Annotated in this window: 3 protein-coding genes; all 3 read left to right on the top strand. The window is 40.6% G+C overall.

What is annotated here, in order from left to right; all coding sequences use genetic code 11:
* On the top strand, positions 1-621 hold a 621-nt coding region (locus AM629_RS21060; protein ID WP_072161975.1), incomplete at its 5' end, for a Tox-REase-5 domain-containing protein.
* 12 nt (positions 622-633) lie between these two features.
* Positions 634-1,356 carry an Imm52 family immunity protein gene (locus tag AM629_RS21055; protein WP_054481747.1) on the top strand — a complete coding sequence of 241 codons (723 nt, stop codon included), beginning with the start codon at positions 634-636 and terminating at the stop codon, positions 1,354-1,356.
* 45 nt (positions 1,357-1,401) lie between these two features.
* A partial coding sequence (locus AM629_RS22870) for a PAAR domain-containing protein (protein ID WP_200905785.1) occupies positions 1,402-1,538 on the top strand: 137 nt, incomplete at its 3' end.

The raw sequence follows: 1,538 nt of genomic DNA, 5'->3' as shown, positions 1-1,538 counted from the left end.
AAGAAAATGGATTTTGTGATAAGTCCTGAAATCACGGATGAAGACAGAAATATTGTCTGGAGTGCCGAAGCGCATGCGGATTTTTGGGAGGATGATGATTTAGGGGATGAATCCGTTGATACCAGTGCGGTTCAGGCGAAGGCCCAGTCTAAGGCGGAAGAGTGTGAAAAAACGGAGAATAAAAAGGAGTGCAAGGCTTGCCTGGCTATTCCGGTGACGAGTGAAAAATATCGCAAGGTGAGCCGCTGGAGCGCCATCACGATTAACTATCAGCGATTTATTGCCCAAACGAAATATGATCCGACTATACAGATGATCCAGGAATTTCAGTGCCTGAAAGTGACCTTTGATGGCTGGCGGCCCGCGTATTGCTTATTTCTGGAGGCCAAAGCGCGGTATGACCAGTTTTTTAAGGATAATAAACCTAAAAGATGGTGGGCAGGCCGTTATTCAGCTAGAAATCAAGCAGAAAGGCACCAAACGGTTTGTGATGTACTGGAGGAGACTCCCTATGTTGAATGGCACTTTTTACAACCCATAAGTTGTGCATACTTTAAGGTTATGTTTAGTAAACATAAAAATATCAGCGTTCACTATACCCCCTGCGACAATTTAGTTTAATCCGAGGTCAATATGGCGATAATCCGTTTAGAAATCAATGTATATTATCAACAGCAAGAAACCATTACTGCTAATACGGCATTAATGGACTTGTTTAATATCACACGGCAAATTGATGTATTTTTTGACCGGAAAAAAACTTGGTACTTAACAGGTTATTCCCGGAAGGAAGCCTTAAAACATATTGTGTTTGATGAACAGGGGCCAACTGAGGTTGCTATAAAAGACTTTGAAAAGGATTATAAGAAAGATTTTCCAGCGTTTATTACTGGGATATGGGATGGTGAAAATGATGAATTATCTAGTGGTATAGATTATAGCAAAATGCCAAGTGTCCGCCCTAACTGGGTTTGGCTGCAATTGAATTTAAATATTGATAGTCATCAGCTTGATGTATTGCGGTTAATTAATCTAGTTAGCTATTTAGCCTTGAGCCGTAATTTACCCAATATTCAGGTAGAGTCGAATGAATATACCTTAAAAGGCAAACAAGTTTTCCCTGACCGTCTCAGTGTTGGCTGGATGCTTTACCAGCCCCGTATTATTGATAAATCTTATCTGCCTATGGCGGAGGAGGTACTTCCCGTCCATCAAAATAATGAACAGGTAGGTACTCTGATTATCACCAAGAAAGGCATTTTTGACGGTGAAAGTCAGGATGATATTGATAAATCCAATGATGTTGAAATTCAATTAGTGAACCTGGGATTATTACCATTAATTACTGAAGTGTGATGGAGGTGATGTTATTTACCAATTGAAAAACGGTGGAGAACGTTAATGTCAAAAGCAGTTATTCTGCTGGGTGATACGACAGATCATGGCGGTAAGGTGATTACCGCTATTGATGACTATACTCACAAGGGTATTCCTGTAGCAGGTAAAGAAGATTTGGTGGAGTGCCCTCAATGCAAAGG

The sequence above is a fragment of the Photorhabdus heterorhabditis genome (assembly GCF_001280945.1).
GTDB classification, from domain to species: domain Bacteria; phylum Pseudomonadota; class Gammaproteobacteria; order Enterobacterales; family Enterobacteriaceae; genus Photorhabdus; species Photorhabdus heterorhabditis.
This window is presented reverse-complemented; position numbering and strand designations above follow the sequence as displayed.

Excerpts from the sequence above, each read along its gene's own strand:
- AM629_RS21055 (WP_054481747.1), top strand. The coding sequence starts at position 634 with ATGGCGATAATCCGTTTAGAAATCAATGTATATTATCAACAGCAAGAA.